At 58.1% G+C, this 19,303-nt stretch carries 15 protein-coding genes; 3 read left to right on the forward strand and 12 right to left on the reverse strand.

The features are described from left to right. Nucleotides 1-54: 54 nt before the first annotated feature. On the forward strand, nt 55-819 hold the full coding sequence (locus tag ACR2TX_RS03620; protein WP_133717850.1) for a trypsin-like peptidase domain-containing protein: 765 nt from the start codon (nt 55-57) through the stop codon (nt 817-819). A gap of 46 nt (nt 820-865) precedes the next feature. Here ACR2TX_RS03620 and ACR2TX_RS03625 read toward each other — a convergent pair whose 3' ends face one another. Further along, entirely contained in the window at nt 866-1,390 is a 525-nt protein-coding gene (locus tag ACR2TX_RS03625) for an REP-associated tyrosine transposase (protein ID WP_434110308.1), read from the reverse strand. A 230-nt stretch (nt 1,391-1,620) separates the two neighbouring features. Here ACR2TX_RS03625 and ACR2TX_RS03630 point away from each other — a divergent pair, with 230 nt between their 5' ends. Both ACR2TX_RS03630 and fae read left to right on the forward strand, forming a co-directional pair. After that, nucleotides 1,621-2,976 carry a TolB family protein gene (locus tag ACR2TX_RS03630; protein WP_434110310.1) on the forward strand — a complete coding sequence of 452 codons (1,356 nt, stop codon included), beginning with the start codon at nt 1,621-1,623 and terminating at the stop codon, nt 2,974-2,976. A gap of 267 nt (nt 2,977-3,243) precedes the next feature. Then, nucleotides 3,244-3,762, forward strand: a complete 519-nt coding sequence (gene fae, locus ACR2TX_RS03635; RefSeq protein WP_077731765.1) for a formaldehyde-activating enzyme — start codon at nt 3,244-3,246, stop codon at nt 3,760-3,762. 378 nt (nt 3,763-4,140) lie between these two features. On the opposite strand, the gene ACR2TX_RS03640 is transcribed toward fae, so the two are convergent. The 11 genes from ACR2TX_RS03640 to ACR2TX_RS03690 form a co-directional block, all read right to left on the reverse strand. Next, nucleotides 4,141-5,421: a HEAT repeat domain-containing protein gene (locus tag ACR2TX_RS03640; protein ID WP_434110312.1), complete on the reverse strand. Its 1,281-nt coding sequence runs from the start codon at nt 5,419-5,421 to the stop codon at nt 4,141-4,143. 20 nt (nt 5,422-5,441) lie between these two features. Continuing rightward, on the reverse strand, nt 5,442-6,368 hold the full coding sequence (locus ACR2TX_RS03645) for a glycosyltransferase (protein ID WP_156880788.1): 927 nt from the start codon (nt 6,366-6,368) through the stop codon (nt 5,442-5,444). Nucleotides 6,369-6,480: 112 nt separating this feature from the next. Further along, nucleotides 6,481-7,692, reverse strand: a complete 1,212-nt coding sequence (locus tag ACR2TX_RS03650; RefSeq protein ID WP_434110314.1) for a glycosyltransferase family 4 protein — start codon at nt 7,690-7,692, stop codon at nt 6,481-6,483. Then, nucleotides 7,685-8,551, reverse strand: coding sequence for a glycosyltransferase family A protein (locus ACR2TX_RS03655; RefSeq protein WP_086133646.1), 867 nt, complete (start codon nt 8,549-8,551; stop codon nt 7,685-7,687). Before ACR2TX_RS03655 ends, ACR2TX_RS03650 begins: the two co-directional genes overlap by 8 nt. Before the next feature lie 17 nt (nt 8,552-8,568). After that, the gene (locus tag ACR2TX_RS03660; protein WP_347258251.1) at nt 8,569-9,411 is read right to left on the reverse strand and encodes a glycosyltransferase family 2 protein; all 843 of its coding nucleotides are present in this window, start codon (nt 9,409-9,411) and stop codon (nt 8,569-8,571) included. Between the two features lie 22 nt (nt 9,412-9,433). Beyond that, a complete protein-coding gene (locus tag ACR2TX_RS03665; RefSeq protein ID WP_156880787.1) occupies nt 9,434-10,429 on the reverse strand; it encodes a methyltransferase domain-containing protein in 996 nt (331 codons plus the stop codon). Between the two features lie 274 nt (nt 10,430-10,703). Further along, a complete protein-coding gene (locus tag ACR2TX_RS03670) occupies nt 10,704-12,035 on the reverse strand; it encodes a lipopolysaccharide biosynthesis protein (RefSeq protein WP_434131240.1) in 1,332 nt (443 codons plus the stop codon). Then, nucleotides 12,016-13,272 (reverse strand): O-antigen ligase family protein, encoded by a 1,257-nt coding sequence (locus ACR2TX_RS03675; RefSeq protein WP_086133647.1) that lies wholly within the window; start codon nt 13,270-13,272, stop codon nt 12,016-12,018. The genes ACR2TX_RS03670 and ACR2TX_RS03675 overlap by 20 nt, the downstream gene beginning before the upstream one ends. An 811-nt stretch (nt 13,273-14,083) precedes the next feature. Beyond that, a complete protein-coding gene (locus ACR2TX_RS03680; protein WP_347258247.1) occupies nt 14,084-16,318 on the reverse strand; it encodes a polysaccharide biosynthesis tyrosine autokinase in 2,235 nt (744 codons plus the stop codon). Nucleotides 16,319-16,577: 259 nt separating this feature from the next. Continuing rightward, nucleotides 16,578-17,732: a polysaccharide biosynthesis/export family protein gene (locus ACR2TX_RS03685; protein WP_434131242.1), complete on the reverse strand. Its 1,155-nt coding sequence runs from the start codon at nt 17,730-17,732 to the stop codon at nt 16,578-16,580. 31 nt (nt 17,733-17,763) lie between these two features. Then, nucleotides 17,764-19,191, reverse strand: a complete 1,428-nt coding sequence (locus ACR2TX_RS03690; RefSeq protein ID WP_156880785.1) for an undecaprenyl-phosphate glucose phosphotransferase — start codon at nt 19,189-19,191, stop codon at nt 17,764-17,766. Nucleotides 19,192-19,303: the final 112 nt, after the last annotated feature.

Here is a 19,303-nt window from a genome sequence, read left to right on the forward strand (position 1 = left end):
GTTTCGCTTCGCTCTACCCATCCTACATGGGCTTAACTTGAAATAAGATGCAGTATGCCTTTCCGTATTTCACAGCCATCGTTTCAGTCGCTGTATATTGAAATGCAGGTACTTGGCAATACCATTGCATCGGGTAGCAGCTTCGTAGTCATAGGTGCTGCTGGAGTGCCATTCCTCATTACGAATCGTCACAACGTCACAGGCCGAAACCAAGATTCCGGAGAACTTCTTTCAACCACAGGTGCTATACCTGATACTCTCGTCATCTCACACAATTCCAAATCCGGCTTGGGCGAATTCGTAAAGGTAAAAGAACCGCTCTACAATGGCGATACTCCGCGTTGGATCGAACATCCAACTCTAGGCGCTAAAGCTGACGTCGTTGCCCTTCCGGTATCCGAATCAGACGGCGTAGCGTTGTATCCGTATAAAACGCGTTATGAGACTCACTTAGATATTGAGCCAGCACAAATGGTCAGTGTTGTAGGTTTTCCCTTTGGCATGCGGACAGGACCTTCATTCGCAGTATGGGCTACGGGCTTTGTCGCATCAGAGCCAGAAATCAATCATAACGGTTTACCGGTCTTTCTAATTGACTGCCGAACTCGGAAAGGCCAATCTGGTTCTCCTGTCATTCTTTATCGGAATGGCGGCGGGATTATTACCCACGAGAACTCTACCAGTGTCATCAGTCCGGTTTGTCAGCTGTTAGGCATCTATAGTGGCCGTATAAATCCAGAGTCCGATCTTGGCATTGTTTGGAAGTCCTACGTAATTGCCGAGCTAATTGATTACGCGAATACAACTTGTAGCCCATAGCCCTCGTAGGATGGGTAGAGCGAAGCGAAACCCATCATCCCAGAGCCTATTCGAAATCCAGATCCCCCATTTCCGGACCCGCCCAATCCTTCGAGTAAATACCCAATCGGACATACCGATGAAATGAAGAATACGGCCAGTTTGACACTGCCTTTACATATCCGTGTTTCACGGGATTATGGTGAATGTAATCGACGTGCCACGCGAAATCTTCTTCGTCGCGGATGACGTGTTCCCAAAATCGGCGTTGCCATACTCCGCGTTCACCCTTACGGGAACGACTTTTGGAAATGCGTTCTCCCTTTTCAATCTCTCTGGAAAGGGCTGATTTAAGTTGCCGCCAGCGTAGGCTGAAATCCTGTTCGCTCTTTGGCAGGGTCCAAATCGTATGGAGGTGGTCCGGCAAAATCACTACCGCGTCGATCGTGAATGGATGCGCTCCTTTGACCACACGAAAAGCTTCGCGCAAGGCACCAATATGGTCCGTCAACAGCTTGCGATGCCGCTCTGCGAGGTTAACCGTAAAGAAATATGTACCTCCCTCGACACGGAAACGGCGATAGTCGGTCATGGTTTACTCGGAGTCTTTAGAATCGTCTATGGTGTATCACAATTCTGGAATGATGGGTTTCGCTACGCTCTACCCATCCTACGCGATCTCGCCGGATGTCCCCGCGTGTCAATGAGAGCGACAACCGCCTTTTGCTTACCCCAGCCCCAAACTTGTCACAAAAATGAGGAACTACCGTAAATAAATTGTTCTCGAATTGAAAGGATTCACCTTTGAGGAAGGAGGGAATCATGAAGGCGTTAAGGAATAACGAGCAGGGAACGGGCAGAGCGAAGAAACATCTCCGTGCAGGCTTGTCGGTCGCCCTGCCGTTGATGGGGATCTGGTCGCAGACGGCGCTCGCCCAATTGACCTGCGGCATCACGCAGCTCACCGACGGGAACACATTCGGAGCCATCATCCAACAAAACAATGCATCCATCAGCGCCGACGGCAGCCGCATCGCCTTTCATCTCGACGCGGACCTGACGGGAGGCAATGCTGACCGCAATTTCGAGCTCTTCCTGTTCGATACGAATACGAACACCATCACCCAGATTACCAATACGACGAGCGGATCAGCGCCGGCCAACCATGCTCCCTCTCTGAACGCGGACGGTACCCGCATCGCCTTCGAGTCGACCGCGGATTTGACCGGGCAGAACCCGGAGCTGAACAGAGAGATCTTTGTGTTCGACGCCACGGCGGGCGCCTTCACGCAGCTCACCGAAAACGCCGGGGTCGGCCAGGCCTACCTGCCATCGATCAACGCCGACGGCACCCGTATCGCCTTCGAATCCAATGCGAATCCAACCGGTCAGAACCCCAACGGCAACTTCGAAATAGACCTGGTCGACACGGCGGCCAATAGCACCACTCAGATCACCAATTCCCCCGCCAGGGCCGGCAGCTTCAATGCGTCGATCAGCGCAAACGGCACCCGCATCGCCTTCGAATCCGATGAGGACCTGACCGGCGGGAATCCCGACTTCAACCGGGAGATATTCCTGTTCGACACAGCGACCAACGCCACGACGCAGCTCACCAACTCCATCGCAAGCGCGGCCGGAATCGGCAACTTCGCTCCATCCATCAATGCCGACGGTACCCGCATTGCCTTTCACTCCAACCAGGACCTGACGGGCGGCAACACCGACGGCAACGACGAGATCTTCCTGTTCGACGCGACCGCAGGCGTACTCACGCAGATCACCTATTCCACCGAGGGCGACCCTCTCCTCGAGAACTACTCCGCATCGATTAGTGGCGACGGCGCCCGTATCGCCTTTGTGTCCGGCCGGGATTTAACCGGGACCAACCCCGACGGCAGTCTCGAAATCGTCTTATTCGATATCACTACCGGCGCCTTTACGCCGGTCACCGATGCCGCGGCGGGCAGCAGTATCAGTCCTTCGATCAGTTTCGACGGGAGACGCATCGCCTTCGTGTCGAGGTCCGACCTGACCGGGGGCAATAGCGACAACTTCGATGAAATATTCCTGGCCGACTGTGTAGAACCCGAGGAAACGCCACTCGATGACGGCCTTACAGACGGCGGAAGCAATGCCGAATCGGTGAGTACGACTTTCTTATCTCGAGGCCGGTGATCATCGGCGGGGATTCCGTCTCCGGGACTACCAAACGTACGCTCACGGGAGACGCGTCGAGGGCATCTTGAGCGATTAAGAACCGCGCAGGATGGGTAGAACACAGCCTTCCCGGCTTGCCGCCATTTCAATAAGAACCTGCAACGATTCCGCCCGACTCGTGATCTAAGGGTGACAAACCGGGTGCAGACGCTTCGGCGACTTTGCGCTCGGAACCGGACGTTTGTTCCGCCGATAAGCGCATTCAAAGGAGGGATTACCATGCAAATGCAAGTGCCGAAAATCGATCGAGTGCTGGTGGGCGAAGCCTTGGTGGGAGAAGGCAAAGAGGTCGCGCATATCGATCTGATAATGGGACCGCGTGGCAGTAATGCGGAGACCGCATTCTGCATCGCTTTGACGAACCAGAAGCGGGGCGACAATGCGCTGCTGGCGCTGGTCGCTCCCAATCTCATGGCAAAACCCCACACGGTGTTGTTCAACAAAGTCGAAATCAAGAACGAGAAGCAGGCGACCCAGATGTTCGGGCCGGCGCAGCGCGGCATTGCCAAGGCCGTGGTGGACAGCGTCAGGGACGGCATCATCCCGATGGATGAAGCCGAGAACACGTTCATCTGTGTCGGCGTCTTCATCCATTGGGAAGCCGACGACGACGACAAGATTCAGGACTGGAATTACGAGGCGACCAAGCTGTCGATCAAGCGCGCCATCGAAGGATCGCCCACGCCGGCCGAAGTCATCGCACAGGAGGAAGTGGCGCATCATCCGCTGGCAGCGCACGATTAAGGAAAGGCAACGGTTAGGGCGCCATTACATAGGATGCGCTGACGAAGGAAGGGTTGCGACTAAAGCGACCGTTTGCGATTGGAAGGGTTGCGACTAAAGCGACCGTTTGCGATTGGAAGGGTTGCGACTAAAGCAACCGTTTGCGATTGGAAGGGCGGCTCCGGTGCTCCCGGAGATGCCGTTTGCGATTGGAAGGGACCGACTAAAGGTCCGTTTGCGATTGGAAGGGCAGCTCTGATGCTCCCAGAGATACCATTTGCGATTGGAAGTGCATCGTTCGCGATTGATGCGCTTCCTTCGTCAGCGCATCCTATAAGTCGTAGGCTCCAGGCCTCGAATGCCGAATGGAAGAAGAAAGGCAGCGTCGGAGCTACGCAATTAGAGGACGGTTTGCTGCTCGCCCCAGCGGGGTCCTTTCCTCTTCTCCGATAAATTCGGGACCGGGCGGCCGTGATCCTCGGACCATCGGCGCCCGGCCGCTTCCAGCATCGGATTTCCGCAGTGGACGAAATCCGCGGCCATCCGCGGATTCCCCAGCAAGCTCAAAGCATCGATAAGCCGGTCCTCGGTTCCGGACTCGCCTTTTTCGATCTGTTCGCCGTAGGTTTCGGCCAGCGAAGCGACACCCTTGATTCTTGCGGAGATCGCATCCGCCGCGCGCGAGTCCTTGGCCTTCCGGAGCGCTGCTGCGGCTCCGTGGCGAATTCGCCAATCCGGATTTTCCAATGCGGCTATCAAGGGGACGGTCGCACCGGGCCCTATCGTCAGCAACGCTTCCCTGACCGCCCGCCGAAACTCGCTGTCGTCGTCCGTAAATCCCGCTATCAGGGAGTCGACAGCCGGCCGGCCGATGTTTGCCAGGGCGTCCGTCACCCCGGACCGGACGCCCGGATCGTTGTTCCGCAGCGCCGCTACCAGAGCCTCCGCTGCGGACGGACCGATCGCCGCCAGCGCTTCCGTAAGCTTTGCCCGGAACCCCACTTCGCTGTCCTTGAGCGCTGCGATCAAGGATTCGACTGCCCGAGCGTCGTTCAAGCGTCCGAGCGCGACCGCGGCATCCCACTGGACCGAGGGTTCGGCGTCTTTCAAGGCTTCCGCCAGCGGTTCCACCGCGCGGGGGTCGCGAAGATTCCCGAGCGATTCCACGGCTTCGCGGCGAACCAGCGCGTCGCTGTCGAACAAGGCGCCGATCAGCGGTTCCACCGCCGAAGGATTTTTAATTTCTCCGAGCGCCTTCGCCGCTCCCCATCGGACCGAAGGCTCGCTGTCCTTGAGAGCATTGACGAGAAGCTCGACGGCCGCCTCGTCCATCTCTCCCAGCGCCACGGCAACCGCCCATCGAACCGCCGAGTCGTCGTCCCTCAAGCTGCCGATCAGCGGCTCGACCGCCCTCGGATCTTTGAGCTCGCCCAATGCCTCCGCGGCTTTCCGCCGAACCTCCGGGTTATCGTCGCGCAAGGCGGCGACGACCGAATCGAAGACCCGCGGATCGCCCGTTTCGCCCAGCTTCTCTACGGCCTCGCGGCGGACGACCGAATTGTCCTTTTTGGCGGCATCGATCAAAGCGCCCACGGGATGGGAATCCTCCGCCGCCATCCCGGCGGAAACGAGCCCCCAGAAGAGCAACGTCAGCCGAACTATTCCTTGTGCCGCGCTCATGTCTCCACCGGAAAACGGAGTTATGGCAAAGCCCGACGCCAGTAGGCTCGGTGCAGGCTGAGACGCCGGTTGAGAAACAAGGGCAGCTTCCGGTGCAAGGAACTTCCCATTTTGAAGCCCAGCCACTTGAGGCCGGTCCGCAGCAGGGCGGACGGAATCAGCCAAGGCGCGTTTTTCACGAGATAGCGAAGTTCCGACAGGACGTAGCGCCGACCTTCGCCGGCCGCTTTTCCGAAGGTTTGCTGCAACCAAGGGGTGCGGGCGTGAAACACGCCGATATCGAAATAGCGCTTGAATTCGTCCGCGTAAGAATAGTCGTGCGAATGGTGGACTTGGGCATCCGCGCGGTAGGCGATTTTCCAGCCCGACAGCAGCATTTTTCCGGCGACGAAGGTGTCTTCGTTCATGACGGTGTCGGTGGGAAACCCGCCCACCGCGAATAGAGCACTGCGCCGGTAAGCGGCAAACGAATTGGATATGAACGCGGTCTTGATGCCGAGCCGGCGGCGATCATCGAAGCTTCGCACCTGGCTCTGCGGTGGGTAATTGAAAAGACGAGCATGGGCGCCGATCGGCCTGGCGTCCCGATGAGGAAGCTGCCGTCCGTATGCAGCCCCGACCCGCTCGTCCGCAAACGCTTCCAGAAGGCGCTCGATGGCATCGGGGCCGGCGAGCAAGGCATCCTGGGTCAGGAAGACGATGATCTCGGCTTCCGGCAAAAGGCCGATCCCGAACTGGCGGGTTCCGCCATGGTTGAAATCCGCCTTGGCGATGACATGCACGGCGAAACCGTGGGAACGCGCCAGGACAGCCGTGTCGTCGCTGGACGAAGAGTCTATGACCAGGCGGCAATCCGGCTTTCGGGTTTGTCGATCGAACGCGGCGAGCCAGGTTTTCCAGAGGCCGCCTGCATTCAGGGTTGGAACAATCAGGCCGATCTTGGTCATGCGAAAACTCCGAGTAATGCGAGTGAATACGGTCTTGTGCCGGGGAAACGGCCGGGTACGGGATGCCTGTCCTGAGCTCGTCGAAGGGTCTATCCTGAGCTTGTCGAAGAGCTTATTCCGGCCTGCAAAGGGCTATTTCCTGAGACGAAGCGGTCGTATTGGAGCCCTTCAGCACCCGCCAGACCTGCTCGCCAAGCCTTACCGGATCGAGATGCGTCTCGACGTACCGTCTAGCGTTTTCCGACATCCGTTCCCAGTCCGTTCGGCTCAACGACTGCGCCCGGCGCAGGATTTCGCATGCCGAATCTTCGCTGCGGTCGAAGATGAAGCCGGCGGCCATGGCTTCGACATGATCCCAAGCCAAGCCTCTGGCGACCAGGACCGGCCGTCCAGCGGCCATGGCTTCGGCCACCACGTTGCCGAAGTTCTCGCGCATGCCGCCGGTTTCCTCGAGGCCGGACGGAAGCGCGAGATAATGGCTGTCCGCCAGCAGCGCCGCGACCTCGGCCTGTCCGAGATAACCTCGATAACGGATGGCCCCGCCGGCCTGCTCGACCAGAGCCTGAAATTCCTTGAAATAAGCCCCGTCCACGCTGCGTCCGGCGACCACCAGGCGGTCGGCTTCGCGCCGGGTCCTGAGCCAGGCTCGGATGAACGCGTTGATGCCTTTTTCCTGCTGAATGTGGCCGAGAAAACAGATCTGTATGCCTTCTCCCTCGGGATAATCCGCAACCGTCACGCCCCGGCTGTCGATGCCGTTCGGAACCAGCAGGATGCGGGCATCCTCGCCGAGGACATTCCTGACCCCTTCCGCTTCGGTCTCGCTGGTGCAATGAATGGCGATCGCTCGCCGTAACGTGGGAAACGTGAGCCATCTATAGAACAGCCACTTGTGCGGTTTCCGCCGGCGGATCAGGGCGACGTGCTCGGGCATCAGACCGCCGTGCACCGCAACCATGAAACGGCGTCTAAGCAGCACGCAGAAGATGGCCGCAAGCGTGGACGGCCAGGTGGCGATGCCATGGATATAGACGACCGGCGCCTTGACGCACAATCCGAACAGCTTGGGGATGGCCCCGAGCCCGAACCCCCAGCGCTTGAACCCATAAGACCGGTACAGACCGACCTCCACCGTATCGCCCAATCGCACGTCCGACGGTTCCAGCCGGCGGTCGATCGATTCGCTGGAGGATACCAGCGAAATCTTGAGCCCCGACTCCGCCCATGCCTTGGTCAAGACCGCGGCCGTTACCGATACGCCGCCATAACCTTTGGCGGGAGGAATGTGCGTCGAAACGACCCCTACATCCATCACATTATCCATGGCCGTATCTCCCATATGCGCAAAAGCCCCGCCATACGCCGATCAAATTGTTATAGGAATAAACGAACCTTTTCCGATTCATCAATACCGCGGCCACCATCATTTTTATCACGGGTGCGACAAACATTTTTCTCGCAATGTAATACAGCATCGACAAATCATATTCGTTCGTGAACTTCCGGATATAGGCGCCGACCCCTGCGGAATACAAAAGCATCCTGTCCGTGCCGACTTTATAATTGTCCTTATCGGCATGATATATCTTTATGTCCGGGTCATAAAAAGCCTTGTTTCCGGCGCGCAGCAACCGGTAAAGCAACTCGAATCCTTCGGCGCCCGGATATTTGCCCCCTATTCCGAACTCGTGATCCAGATAAAACTCGCTCCGATCCATCCTTTTCAGGTTGAAAAAGTGGGTAAACTCGACGCCCATCATATAGAACTGGGAGAAATATCTGGGCCATTTCGAATTGACGCCTATACTGAACCGGGTTTCCGAAAAATCGTAAGAACCGGCCGATAAAATGGCGATGTTCGGTTTATCCCGGAATTCCTCGACCACTTTTTTCAGAACGTCTTTTTCGTAAACGCAATCGTCGTCGGGAAATGCGATGATATCCCCTTGCGCAAAGCGGATGCCGTAATCTCTGGCTCTCGAATTTCCCTTGAAGTCCACTTTTATGTGATTTACCGGAAAGCGGGTCTTGCAGGATGCGATGACGGAATCTATTTTTCCGTCTCTGTTTTGGTCGATGACAATCAGCTCGAAATCTCGATAAGTCTGATTCTGCAATGAATTCAAGAAATAAATCAGTTCTATATCCCTTCCAAGCGTCGCTAGAATAAGTGAGCACTTCATAGCAAATACCTCCTCCTTTATTCAAGGATGACTTTCGAGCAAGGCGTCACGCCCTCCGAAGAAACCGGTTTCCGATTGGCGTCCGCCTTTGCTTGCAGGTATATGGTGGCCTCATACCAGGTGAACATCAGAGCGAACTCCAGCCCTGCGGCGCCGTCCAAAAAACCCCGCCGCAGTACGAAGTGATACAGAAATCTGGCGAATATCCTGAATACCGAGCGCCCGAGCCAAACGCTCAAGCGGCCGCGCGCCGTCATCACGGCTCCCGCGGTGGGATGCAGCCTCACTTCCTGCGCCGCTTTGCCGACATGCTTGTGCATCCATTCGATGATTTCGCCGTGATAGAAATAATGGTCGTAAGGAATGGGCGAATACGAAATACGGCAAGTATCGAGCACGGCCTCGCCATGACCGGTATGATTGGTAACGAATTTTGCGGTATCCCTGCGCACCAGTCTCGGATGATAAATCGGGTAACCCGGAGCGTAATCGAGCCGTTTCCCGCGCAGATAAAGAATCGACGGCGCCATCACGACATCGATCGAATCCGAGGCGGCGATCTGCGATTCGAACCAGTTATAGAATCTAACCGGATAAATCTCGTCCGCGTCGACGAATAAAACCCAGCGGCTTCGGATATTGCAGCGCTGCAGCGCGAAGTTGCGCTGCTCCGCGAAGCCCGGCCAGGGATTTTCGTAAACCGTGCAGCCGCGCTCTTTCGCGATCGAAATCGTCCGGTCGGTACTCCCGGAGTCCACGATCACGACGGGGTATCGGTTGGGTATCCCGTCCAGGCAACGGGGGAGATTGTCTTCCTCGTTCTTGGTCAAAATCACGATGGTCAGCATACGATTATTCATTTCATCTCTTCCGTTGAACCAGCTACGATTTGACGGCGTATACGCTGATATACGTGCCCATTCCCAGCGAATTGACAACTTGCGAAAACGGCTTTTGCAGGTTTATCACCAGGGATTCCAGAAAAGACGACAACATCTGTCCGGCTTTGATGCGTTTTGCCAGTGCCTTCGGTTGAATTCTGGTTGTCTGTTCCATTTTCACCACCTTAAGTCCGTTATGTTCGAGCAGTAATCTCAAACCTTTTTCCGTAAAGTAATTGACATGTTCCGGCACCCATAAACAGGCATTATCCTGAGTACCGAGCAGTTTCACGTTAAACGATTCGAAATTGGGCACGGCACAAGCCAGAACGCCGCCCGGTGCCAATAGTCCGGATACTTTCCTGATCGCCTGTTCCGGTCCCAAAAGGTGCTCCAGCACCTGCGACATCATGACTACCCCATAAGGTTCTGAATCCTGAAAGGAGTCGAACATGAGAGGTATCGGCTCGTCCCCGTTGAGCTCCTTGAAAACGGCATTTTCATATCTGCCGGGATTGATGCTGACGGTGCGATAACCTTCTCTTCTGAGGGCCTGCGTGTAGAATCCGAAACCCGAACCGATATCCAGCGCTCGTTTGTTTCCCGAACCGTTATACCGATCCGCATCGCGCGCCATGCGTGCGGCGTCGACCGTGATGTTGGGGAATTTCGCTTCGCGCGCGAGGATGTCCGCGACCGTCACCGGTTCGGTAAGCGCTTGGCCCGAGTATTGGTAAATGGTTTTCAGCCAATCCGCATGAGGCGGCCGATTCAGAAAACCGGTACCGCAATCGGAGCAGCGCCAGATATGAAAGGTCTCGACGCTGCTGTCCAGGGTGTACTGGTAACGCTTCCTTCGCCAAAAGCGTAGATTCTCGCTGCCGCAGGCAACGCATTCCCGCAGAATGTCTCCGTATATGGCGGAACCCGTCGATGCCAGCACCGCATCGCTCTCGTCCCAGGCGATATCAGAGAAAAAATACAGAGGTACGGGCATTTACCTAACTCCTATGGAATACGAGGTTGTGAAGAAACCTACTGCGCGGCCCGCCTCCACTCCTGCGATGCTCAACGTACTCCAATGTACGCCTGCGCTTGTCATGCCGCACGTTCCCTGTGCGGCACCCTCCGGGGGCGGCACTGCCGTGCAAATCGGCTGTCGTGCCGATTTGTCGGCGCGGAGGCGGGCCGCTCGCTACGGTTTTTCACAACTTCTGGGTTGAAATCAATTTCGAAAGGCGAATCTTCCAGATTCGGATCATCCGCTCCGTTCAACAACTTGTAGCCTCGGGCTCCGGATACAAGCCCTCCCGCCGAGCCGCGCCCATCATCCGCCAAGGCCTCGCCAGCATGGCCATGACGAAGGCCTCGATGCCGAAATAAACGGGAGCGGCCATGGCCGCGCCAATCAGGCCGTATTTCTGAATCATTAAGGGTATGGCGACGGCGGCGGCGATGGCCCCGCACAAACGGCCGACCAGCAAGGGCCGCGTCCGCTTGACCGCCAGCAGAGGTTGCGAGGCCACCATACCCAAGGCTTGCAGCGCGCAACCGGCCCCGATGATGGGCATCAGTACGGCCGCGGAGTGATAGCTCCCCGCCAGCAGCAAGCCGGCCACCCAGTCTTTCAGCACCACCAGGGCCACGACGCCCGCTATGCCCATGGCGGCGACGCAACCCAGCCAAATCCAGAAGATCTTGAACGCCTGCTCTTTCCGGCCCGCCGAGAAATGCTGAAAGTACACCGGCTGAAAAGTGCGCAACAGCACGATGGCGCTACGGTTGAACGCCTCGTTGGTCAGGGTGTATGCGGCCGCGTAGATGCCGACATCCGCCGCCGTCATCAAATAGCCGACGATATACCGGTCGCCCAGGCCGCTGAACCAGGACAAGAGTTCCATCGGAATCAGCGGCACCGCATAAGCCCTGACGTCCCGTTTTAGGTTCCGCAGAACTGCCGGACGATGCCGGATCCTTTTGCTCCGTTTGGGCCTGTGAACGAACGACCAGACCGTATTTGAGGCGATACTGGCAAAGGCATAACCCAAAAGCACCCAGGCGGCGTTCGGCCCCCAGTACCACACCAGCAGAATGGCGAACAGCGGCCGCAGAATGCCGTCGCTGGTCTGCCAAAGGCTGGCTTCGCGCTGCCGGCGTTCGCCGATCAACAATTGGAATCCTATTTCCCGGCGCACGGTAGCTAAAAAAAGCAGGGCAGCGACCCCGAACAACCAGGGATCCAACCCGGTCATCTGGCTGTACGCCGCCCCTCCGAACGCCAGAAAAAACACGGCGACTGTGCTTGAACGCGCGGCCAGACCGCGGACGACCCGGTGCAACGCCGACCGCTTGCCCGGTTCCAGACACTCCGGCAGCAGACGCATTCCCGCACAGATAAACGGATAGGCAAAAATGCCGACGCCGAGCGCCACGATGCCGGTCAGCAAGGCGACCTGGCCGTAAACCTCGGGCGAAACCAATTCGGTGATGATCCGGGTGCCCAAAAGAAGCACCACGCCCGACCCAACCTGGCCGAGCAATGCCCAAGAGGCGTCTCCGAAGATTCGCCGTCCCGACGAGGGTTTAACGGATTTGTTCGCCATAGCCGCGGTAACTCGCCGCCGTCGCCCGCGACGGCTGTAAATTCGGCGCACGCGCGGTTCCCACGACCGCGCCCCACAGGAACATCAGCATCGCATTCTGGGGAAAATACTCCCAAAGATTGAATGGCAAACCCGCCACGACAATGAAGGTCATCGCCAATCCCTTTTGCGGATAACCGGACATTTTGGCGGACATCCAGACGAACACCAGATAAGCCAAGAGGCCGATCAAGCCGTACCCGTTGAGCAGAAAAAGATACAGGCTGTCAGAATCGAACTGCCCCGGAAAATGTTCGGCGCCGAACAAAACGTTGATGGTATTGGAACCTAGCCCGAGCCCCCAGCCGAACAGAAGATCCGGCATGTCATTGATATTGTTGCTCAGCATTCTTTGCCACAGCGCGATGCGGCCGTCCTGCGTGGGATCGGCATCGTCCCGGCCGCTCAGCAGCGGACTCGAAGCCAACAGCAGTGCACCAACCGCGAGCGCCGGCGCGGGCAGAACCAGGGCCCAGCGGTCGCGGGGACGGACCTTCGAAAAGAACTGAAAGAAAAGAACCAGGAAGGAACTGAGCAGCGCCGTCCGAGAGCCGCTCAGCAAGGCCAGGAAGGTGGTCGCGTACATCCATTTCCGGACGTTTGGGGCTTCGGCCAGCGCAAAGAAAAGTGTGCAGGTCGACATCGCCGCGCCGAACAGATTGGGACTGACGAAAGTGCCGAACGGACGGCCGCCGCCCAGAATCGACACGCCGACCAGAGGCGGCGCCCACAGCGCCTGGGCAATGGCCAACACGCCTTGCAGGACGATGTAATAACGAAGGTAAGACGTGAACTTCAGAATAACCGTCTCGGCCGCGCCCAGCCGCGCCGTCATGAAGCCGATCAGCGCCAGCGGCAGGTATTCGAACACGCGAAGCCCCGACATCGGCACCACCAGCGGCAAATCCAGAAACAGCGCGTAGGCGACCTCGAACAGCGCATAACTCGCGACCACCGCGAGAAAAGCGAACATCGAACCGGTCGCCGCGCCGTTCCAGAACCGCCGTTCCAGCGCCGCATAGCCGACCACGACCACCAGCATCACTTCGCGCAAGATGCGCAACCCGAAATCCTGCTCTCCGTAAACCTCCTTGACCCCGTTCCACGCCGATTCGACCTGAGGCAGCGAGGCAAGAGCCGACACGCTCACCAGAGCGATCAGAAGTACGGGTAGGTCTTTTTCGAGTCGGATTTTCATCGTTTATAAAGTTTCTTGGCTGTTTGCAGTGCCAACCAAAGCTCTCTTTAATGGTGCCGCTAATGCGGCGGGTTATTTGGATGCGGGTCTCGCCCCGCCGGCGAGATACCTTTCTTTGTGCGGCCAAAGAAAAGTACCCAAAAGAAAGGCCGCCCGAATGGCGCCCTTAATCCTGCGCTTCTCGCCTCGGACCGGGGGCGACCGAAGGGCCATCCCTGTCCCTCGGTCGCCGCGCGCGATCCCTCGCGCGCCCTTTCAGGCTGTTCCGGTCCGAGGCTCCGATGCTCGGGGTCGCCATACGGGAAGGAGACCGAAATCCTTTTTATCGAACAATGGTCAATCCCGAAACAGACTACTGTGAGGCGATTGCCGATCTCGCCAGTGGAGTGTGGATAGAGTTGTTTAAGCGGACAAAGACGTGTGTTTTCCTCCCGTTTGCCGCGCCGAGCACCGGAGCTTTCGGCGGGAATAACCCGTAAGGGGCGCAGAATGGATTCTGCGCGGCGATCGAGGGCCAAGGATGGCCCTTCGATCGCCTCTCGCCGAAAGCGAGGAGCACAGGATTCAAGCGGCAACCGGGCGGCCTTTTCTTTGGCTACTTTCTTTTGGCCGAGCAAAAGACCAATTCGCCAGGAGCGAATTGGGACAGCGGAACGCTGGCCCGAAGGGCGAAGTCCACGGACGGACTTCGCAGCGTAGTCCGCGTGCGGGGCGACACCCCGCTTTAAAACAAATCCCCGCCGAAGGCGAACATCTACGTGCTTGCCCAACATCAACCAGCTTCCTCACACTAGAAAAAACCAAAATCCTTTTAAACCGCCTTCGGATACGCATACCCGTAATACGGGTAATACGACGACCCTTCTTTCATGTCGTTCATGATGAAGCCGTTCGGCTTGATGCCCACGTGCTGGAAGCGACGGAAGCTGACCTCCAGTTCCTGCGCGGTGTAGCGTCCTTCCTTGACCACCAGGAAGGTGGCGTCGGCGTGTTTGCCGATGATGGCGGCGTCGGTGGCACCCAGGATCGGCGGCGAGTCGATCACGATGTGGTTGTAGAAGGCTTTCAGGTCCTCCAGGATCGCGTCCAGGCCGCCGAGCACCAGCAATTCCGCGGGGTTCGACACGTTCCGCCCCTTCGAGATGAAATCCACTCCCACCTCGGGAAGGCTGGTGATCGTCTCGGCCAGAGAAGCCGTACCGGCAAGGAGATCCGAGAGCCCCTGCTCTTTCTGAACGGAAAAGGCTTCATGCAGCCGACCGTTGCGGAGGTCGGCGTCGATGATCAGCACCCGCTTCCGGATGCTGGCCAACAGCGCAGCCAGATTCGAACTGACGAAAGACTTACCCATGCCGGGCGCGGGACTGCTGATCATGATGATCTTGCTTTCGCCGCTGGCGAGCGTGGCTTCCAAAGTCGTCCGCAGGGCGCGCAGCGATTCGACCGAAATGTCGTGGGGCGCCTGGCTGGCCAGCACCGCCGGTTGATCCTGATCGACCAATCTCGCCAGACGCTTTTGCTTCTTGCTGTGCGGTATCGCCGCGTAAAGGGGAATCCCGACCCGGTATTCCAGCAGTGCCGGGTAATTGTCGTGACGCTGCAGCGAATTGCGCAGGAATACGATCGCCGCCCCCAAGGTCATGCCCAGCACCGTGGCTATGGCGATAAGGAGCATCGGCTTAGGCCAGTGCGGTTTTTCCGGGATAACGGCAAAATCGACGATACGGGAATTGCCGATCGATCCCGCGGCGGCCACGCGCTGTTCCTGGGCACTGTTCAGCAGCGAGGTATACAGCTCGGTATTGACCTGCACGTCGCGCGACAGGCTCACCATGTTTTGCTGCGTGCGCGGCAGCTCCTTGATCCGCTTGTTGAGGTCCGCCAGCTTGCGCTCGACCCGGCCGATCTGGGCCTTGGTCGCCATCATGTCGGGGTGCGCGTCCGTAAGGCGCTGGGTCTGTTCCTCGTACTTTTGTCTGAGCTGGATGCCCAGGGTTTCCATTTCCGCCGCCTGCTTCAAGAGCACCTCGGCCTCGGCGGAGATGTCGACCGCGCCGTGTTGCTGCCGGTATGCGCTCAATGCCTGCTCCGCCCGTTCCAGACGCTCCTTCACGACAGGCAACTGGCTTTCGAGGAAGGCCAATTTTTGCCCGGCTTCCGCCGATTCCCAGTTCACCGTCGCATTTACATAGGTCGTGGCGATGTCGTTGACCGATTTGGCGAGCTGCTCAGGCTCGCGCCCCTTGAGTTCGACGTTGAGAATATCCGTATCCTTGGAGGCTTCCTTGACGGTGAACGCCTTCTTCAGTTTTTCGATGGCCGTCAGTCGGCTTTCCCGGGTCAGATCGAAATAAGTGCCGGGATGGGCCTTGAGTTCCGAAACCTTGATCACGACCGGTACGGCTTCGCCCACATCGATCTCGACGCTGTCGCCTACCCGTCCCTCGCCCACCGGTTCTCCCTTGGGGTCGAGCAGTTGAAAGCGCCCGCCGTCCAGAGCGATCAGGGTGAAGTCTTTTCCCAGATACCGATCGGGAACGGTGAACTCGGCGACCTTGATCCTCTCGCCGCCGAAGGCCCAGCGGTTGAAGCCCCACCAGGCGCCGGCCACGCCGTCATGCGGATCGTGCCAGCGCGCGAGCGTCTCGCCGATCAGAGGAAGATACCTGGGCGTGACCTCCACCGTCAGATTCAGACCGTCGACGACCTTGCCGAGAACCGAACGGGATCTCAGGATTTCGACCTCCCGCTGCGCCCTCGGATTTTCGGCCTCGGCCGGAGACTTGCTGGCCTCGCTGCGGAGCGGGGCCGTGAGCAGTGCCTTGTTCTTGTCGATCCGCAACAGGGCATCCGCCTTGTACGTGCGGGGCGCGAAGATCAGATAGACCACCGTCACCGTCAATATCGAAAGCAATGTCAGAAGGATGGTTTTCTTGCCTTCGAGCAACAGATCGACATAGTCCCTGATGCTGACGCTCGGCTCCTCGATCCGCGACAGGTTCGGCGGCGGGAGCAGGCTAATCTCGTTATGTCCGTGCATATTCATGACTCAATCCACATATCGATTCGGTTGAAAGAGACTGAAGTCCATTCGTATCTTCGAAGCCATTTGCCGGGAACAACAAACGCCCCTTCGATTTCACGCCGGCCAGGCTTATCTCGGACGAACCGTCAGTTGTAGGTCGGCAACCCTTTGCCGACGAAGGTGCCGGTAGTATCCATTAGCGTCGGGAAAGGATTCCCGACCTACTGCGGGTTCTGCTTCGGGAGAGAAGTCGAAAGACGAAGCGCTTCCGGCGACCGGGCTAGAACCCATAAAACGCCCCTCGGGTCATGACCTGGCTAAAGGACGACGGCAGCAACTGGTTGAGTACCCTCGACCATTGAGTGACACCCGCCGTACCCACGAAAACGATGTCGTGCGGCTGCAGCGAAAATTGTTCGGCCAGAATCATGGCATCGGGCGATTCTCCGTCGAGCTGAAAAATTTCCGGCTTGGTCTGTCCGGCCCGAATGACGTAAATCTCCTCCGTGTTGGAGGTATTGAAGTCGACTCCGTTGGATTCCGACAAAGCCTGGGCGAGCGTCATTTTGCCCTTGTGGATTTGCAGCGCCTGCTGCCGCCCCACTTCGCCGGTGACGAAGACCTTGCTGTGGTAGCGATCGGGTACGTTCAGCACGTCGCCGTCCATCAGCTGCAAGTTCTGGCCGTTATTGCCCTGTTCATAAAGGGCTTGGAGGTTGATCGGATAGAGCTTTTCCCCGCGCGACAAGGTCACGTGACTCAAATCCGCCTCCGCCGTCACGCCGCCCGCGCGACTGATGGCTTCCGCGACATTGAGCGGCGTATCCACCATCGACTGGACCCCCGGATGTTTCACCTCGCCGACCACGGCAACTTTGTGGGCCTCGAACGAGAGCACGCGGACATCGAGCTTGACCTTCTTGAAATATTTGGAAAGCCCCTCGCTCAACAGATCCCTGATTTCGGACACGGTTTTGTCCGCCACGTGAACGGTGCCGACATAGGGATAGAAGATCGTGCCGTCATCTTGAACGACCTTGCCCGCCAGTTCGGGCAGAATCTTCTCTCCGCCCGGATCGTTGAGCTCGGGGTGATCCCAAACCGTGATCTGCAACCGGTCGTGCGGCCCGACCCGGTACGGCCCCGCCCCCGCTTCCGAGCTCGGCAGGGTGAGCTTACTGGCGTCTTGCAGTCTTGCGTTTTCCCGCTCGATGATCAAATCGGCGGTGATCGGCACGATCTTGACCTTCTCCTTGACCAGCTTGCCGTCCTTCATGACCGGCACGGTCGCGTCCGAGATATCGCTGCCCCGCTTCATATCCATGCCGGGGGTCAGCGAACAGCCGGGGAGAAAAACGGACAGCCACAGCACCAGAATCCCGGCCAGCGCCCCCGGCTTCCCGACCAACGAATTCGAAAATGACGATGCAATCATGGATGCTTACCCCTTTCCCGCAAGGCCCACATCAATAGGCGTTCTTGTTGACGAAGCCGGACACGACGGTTCTCATGGCGATCTCCAGATCGAACCAGACCGACCAGTTCTGGATGTAATAAAGATCGTGCTCGATGCGCTTGTTCAGGTCGGTGTCGCCGCGCCAGCCGTTCACTTGCGCCCAGCCGGTGATGCCGGCCTTCACCATGTGCTTCTTCATGTAGTTCGGCACCTGATCCTTGAACACTTCCACGAAATCCGGGCGCTCGGGCCGCGGACCCACCAGCGACATGTCGCCCATGAGTACGTTGATGAGCTGCGGCAGTTCGTCCAGGCTGCTCTTGCGCAGGAAGGCCCCGAACGGCGTGGCGCGGTTTTCGCCGGGCTTCGCCCAGACCGGACCGGTTTTCGACTCCGCGTTCATCGGCATGGACCGGAACTTGAGCATAACGAACGAGCGATTGTTCCAACCTACCCGCTCCTGTCGATAGAACACCGGCCCCGGCGAGCTGAGTTTTACCCCGACGGCGATGAACAGCATCACCGGGCTTGCCAGGATCAGGAGAACGAGTGCCAACAGACGGTCTTCGATTTCCTTGATGTAGCGGTTGATGCCGTGCAACGGCGACACCGAAATATCGAGCGTCGGGATGCCGGCGACTTCGTTCAGATTCAGGAACTTGCTCATCTTGAAAGCGAAGCAGTCGATCACCAGCCGGATGCTGACCGGCAAATGACGCAGTTCGTGAAGCACCTGCTCCGCGCGCGACTCGCCCTTGAACGGAAACGCAACCCAGACTTCGTCGATGGCTTCGCGCGTCACCAGGGACGCCAGATCCTTGAGCCCGCCGAGCCGAGGCAGGGAAACATCTCCGGCCAGCCCTCTGGGATTGGCGCGGTCGTCGACATAACCGATCACCTGCAAACCGGCCCACGGCGATTCGTTCAACTGCCGGCTCGCGGCGATCGCCATCTCGTTCAGCCCGACCATCACGATCCGGCCTTGCTGCCAGCCGCGGGCGCGCAATATCCGGAGCACGCGCGAAAGCACCGCTCGCGAGAGAACGACGAACAGAAAGCCCAGCACGCCCCAGGTCGCGATCCAGCGATAGCTGGAACCAAGCCACACATGCAAGCGGACCAGGGCGACGATGGATACGACCGAGATCAAGGTGAATAGCCAGGCTCGCAGGATGCGGACCAGTTCCCCCCGCATCGCATCGTTACGCCACGGGCGATAAATCTGCCCGATCTCGAAGAAAATGATGGCTCCCAGAATGCCGAGAGCGATCACGACCCTATGGTCCTGATCGATGACCGGCTTCTGATGCCAGAAATAAAAGGCGACCCAAGCAGCGGCCAGCAGCATCGCGATGTCCAGAAATCTCAACAACACGATCACTGTGTGCCCATACTGTTTGTAAAGTCCTCTGAATACGATTCCAAAACCGAGTGGCATGTTCGTGAACCTCTTGTTATTCCTCGCGACATCGAGAAGGCTGCCGAGTACGGAGACAGAGACAGCCTTCGAGCATTAGCCTACGGGAGCAAGATGAGCGAACTGCCGAGGG

The organism is Methylocaldum sp. GT1BB (assembly GCF_051027545.1).
GTDB lineage: Bacteria > Pseudomonadota > Gammaproteobacteria > Methylococcales > Methylococcaceae > Methylocaldum.